The sequence below is a fragment of the Paenibacillus sp. P4_A7 genome, from assembly GCF_056402455.1.
Genome location: NZ_JBFUHJ010000480.1, coordinates 1 through 4,092, shown reverse-complemented (window position 1 = coordinate 4,092; position 4,092 = coordinate 1). Strand labels below are relative to the sequence as shown.

Annotated in this window: 3 protein-coding genes and 1 riboswitch; all 3 genes read left to right on the top strand. The window is 40.3% G+C overall.

Annotated features, from left to right (window positions below; genetic code table 11):
* Positions 1 to 323 precede the first annotated feature (323 nt).
* Positions 324 to 1,094, top strand: a complete 771-nt coding sequence (locus tag AC1DWN_RS29225) for a DUF1836 domain-containing protein (RefSeq protein ID WP_477562395.1) — start codon at positions 324 to 326, stop codon at positions 1,092 to 1,094.
* 74 nt (positions 1,095 to 1,168) lie between these two features.
* A riboswitch (cyclic di-GMP riboswitch) is annotated at positions 1,169 to 1,253 on the top strand.
* Positions 1,254 to 1,337: 84 nt separating this feature from the next.
* Positions 1,338 to 3,092, top strand: coding sequence for a methyl-accepting chemotaxis protein (locus AC1DWN_RS29220; RefSeq protein WP_477562394.1), 1,755 nt, complete (start codon positions 1,338 to 1,340; stop codon positions 3,090 to 3,092).
* A gap of 200 nt (positions 3,093 to 3,292) precedes the next feature.
* The coding region (locus AC1DWN_RS29215) for a prenyltransferase (protein WP_477562393.1) at positions 3,293 to 4,092 on the top strand (800 nt) is incomplete at its 3' end.

Genomic DNA, 4,092 nt, shown 5'->3' with positions numbered 1-4,092 from the left:
TGAATAAACTAAATCCTATACCCATTTCCGTTTCTCACTACCCTTTTTTTTATAAATTTTTGAATGTATATAAACTACTATAACGAATGATTAGTGGTTATGACAAACACCATATCCAAGGTTAACAGACGTTAAAGCGCTTTTAGAGCGACTATTCGAGATACAGAAGCGTATTCTCATTGATTTTCGTCTCTTTACAACCGTCTTGCTCGGACATATGATGAGTTCATATGAACTTGTAACATTTAGAACATATCCAGATTGGTCGAAAGTGGCCTTTTCCAACTATTGTTTAAAATTATATTGCATAAGGAGGAGCGACTATGGAATCTTTTACGCTTACTAGAAAAGACATGGCATGCTTGCTGCTTGCCATGGACGGTAGCTTTGGTCAGAGGCCGCTCCAAGTTCTGCATGCTGCATGGAGCAAGACACATCAATCCGAGATGGAAAAAGGTAATGTTCTTCCTGCTTTTCTATCCATGATATTACCGCCAGTTGTTGAGAAGCTAATTAAAGGGAATGAATTGAAGGGCTTGTCTCTTCATGAGATTGCTGATTTGGGTCAGCTCATTGAATATTCGAACCTTTCGATTACTTCTATGCAAAACTGGGTGAAGAGAGATTTTAAACGTTATTTCGATTGTCCAAAGGCTGGAAAAAAATATTCATTAAACCAAGCAGCGCTATTATTTATAATTGATGATTTGAAATCGAACCTTGATTTTGAATCCATACGTAAGCTGCTGGAAATTGTATTAAACAAACCAGATGATGAGACGGCGGATATTAGAGGTCCTTTAGAATTATATGCATCGTACACGAGTATGTTTGAAGAGCTTGATTCAAATAATGATCAATTGCTGGATATATCAGGGCATTTGAGAGGCAACCCGCATCGGGATTTGTTAACGGAGCAAGTCCTTCGTTCTTCTGCCAATCAGTTTGCCAGTCGTCTGCCTAATTTATCTGATCAGCAAAGGGAATCTGTTCGTAATCTTTTGCTCATTGCAGTCATTTCCATACAAACCTCCTATTTCCATTCCATATCGAGACAATATTGTAATGCGACTTTATTCCTAAACMAGGAATAAATTAGTTCTAATAGGATGTACATGTAGGTTAATATGACTTATACTGGTTGATGTTGTAAATACAAACATAGACAAACTGAAAAAGGCAAACTTATCGAAAGGTAAGGACGCAAAGTTATGGGCCTAATGTGCACACGCGATGGCTGCCAGACCACCAGAGGGATATAATAGCTGTTTCAAGCTGTCTGCCTCAATGGCTGGATAGCTTTTTTGTTTTTTTCAGGATGCAGAGGAGAGAGAAAAGTGGCAGTGAAGGCATGGATGGATCGAAGACCGAAGTTTATAAAAGGATTAAGTATGCAGAAAATAACKGTGAGATTGTTATTGATCAGCGCTATTATTACTGTTTTTAATCTAGGAGCAGGAATGTTTATTTATATGCAAAATGTATCGGTAGCGAATGCTGTTAAGAGCTCGGTACGTTTGGCAGATGGGCAACGCGCATATCAAGAGATATCGAATACACTTTTAAAAACTATGCTGCTTATGATTGATGCTGTAGAAAATGGCAGTGATGACACTGAATCAATAATGGGGAAAATCACTACGATACCCGATAGTATTAATAAACTGAAAAAGAAGTTCGCTGTATTGGATAAAGAATATAAGTCTGCTATAGACGGCAGTCAGTATGTAGATCAAATAAATGTATTAACTCTTGCTTATGACAACTTGAAGAATACGAATACTTCAGTTAAAGACTTATCCGTTGATGAGAAGTCGATGCGCGTAAGAAATCTAATTAGTGTCTATACAATTATTCTAAACCATTCCAATGAAGTGATGGATGAACGCATGAAGGTTGATACCGACATTACACAAGCGGGCCTAAGTCAGAGTTTATCGAGTGCAAATATTATTGTTCTCATTAATATCTGTTTGCTGGCATTGCTGCCGGCCATTATGATTTACGGGATTACGCGTTCAATCAAGTCAGGTCTTATTGGCATTACTGCTCGTATACGAGCTTATTCAGAAAATAACTTTGTCGATCGTGAAAAAATAGTTCGGTCAGATGAATTCGGTCAGCTCGATGAAGTACTGGCGAATATGGGGGATAATTTAAGAGAGACTATTAAATCAACAGTAGAAGTTAGTGAAACGGTATTAAACGTATCTCATAATATGGATGCGATGATTAGCAATAATCGTCAAGCTTCCGAAGATGTGAAGGGACAAGTAGATATTGGAAGGTCGATATTGTTATCACAATATGATGATGCCACTTCGATTTCTGCCGTTACGGAGCAAATATCCGCCAGCTCCCAGGAGATTGCAGCATCGAGTGAGTACATAAACAATGATATGAACGTAATGCGGGAATCATCACGCAACGGATCACAGCATATGGCTGGCGTAGTAAATATGGTTAATGAGACGGTAGAGCAATTTGCGAATCTAACGGAAGCCTTCCAAAAGATGAATGACCGTTACGGCAATATATCGAAATTTTTGAATGGTATTCAAGATTTGAACACGCAGACGAATCTTCTTTCACTGAATGCATCAATCGAATCTGCAAGGGCTGGCGAGCATGGCAGAGGGTTTGCTGTAGTTGCTGATGAAATTCGAAAACTGTCTGGTCAAACGAATGAGATATCTAAACAAATTACGTCGGAATTGGCACTTATCCAAGGCGATGTGCATGCAAGTAGTAGAACGATCGGCGCTTTCTCACAGGTTATTCATTCTACGCGTGAAGCTTCCGAAACGGCAAGCGCGACTTTTCAGACTTTGGAATCGCAAAGCGGCGTGCTATCTGATCAGGTCAGCGAAATATCTACTGCTATAAGTGAAATTACTTCAGGTATGACTCATATTGTTACTGCAGTAGATAAGCTGCTGCAAACTTCATCGAATGTTAATGGGAAGATGGAGCAAATGAGTGTACTGTCCGAGAAGCAATTTGATATTTCTGATGAGCTCAGCAGACAGGCCGAGCAGCTAGGTACCTCATCAGTGAGTTTGAAGGAACGTGCATCTGTATTCAAGTTGTAGAAGTATAGGTTGAACTCATTGAAACAATAGGCTTTAAAAGGCAGGCAACAACCTTTAAATGAGGGTTGTGCCTGCCTTTTATGTACAATAAATGTTTATTATGTAATTTGGCTCCGTATAAATCCATGTGTTATCAGTTGACTACAAGTGAACAGTAGTGGTTCAATTGTACTAAAGACAACGGAGAGGGGAACTCACATTTGTTTAAACAATTTTTGAAGGCATCAAGGGTTAGAGTAATTCCTGTAATGCTAATTCCTGTTGCATTAGGCGCATTGGGCGCTTTTGTATGGAATGGGATTTTTAATCCGCTGCTATTTGTCCTAACATTACTTGGAGCTGGAGCAGCACATTTATTTTCCAACATGATTAATGACCTGTGGGATTATTATAATGGAACGGATATTGCAGCACAGAAGACGGAGGGTGCGATAGCAACCAACTCTGGTTATCTGACAAAAGGGACCTGGAGTATCCGGGTATTCGCTGCTGTAACATGGTCGTTGCTTGGCATCGCAGCAATTTGTGGTATTGTACTCAGTATTTATAGCGGATGGCCGGTGCTCGTATTTGGCGTCCTTGGAGCACTGATTGCTTATTTCTATGTAGCTCCGCCCATTCAGTTTGGTTATCGCGGCAAGGGCTACAGCGAGATTGCGATCCTGCTGTCATTTGGGCTCTTGCCAGTCGTAGGTGCTTATTTTGTACAAACATCTTTACTCGATTATCGAGCGATGCTTTTGTCACTGCCAATCGGGCTGCTTACGACTCTGATTTTATTTAATCACCACTTCTTGCATTGGCAGGCTGATCGGCAAGCAGGCAAGAAAACACTAGTGGTGGTATGGGGAGAGCGTCGGGCGCTGTTATTCTCGCGAGTGCTTCTCGCATTAGCCTATTCCTCGCTTATTCTATGTGTAGTAACAAATGCGCTGCCAATTTACGCGCTTCTTGCACTTCCTACCGCGATTCCTTTGTATTTGGTATACGGAAGATTGAG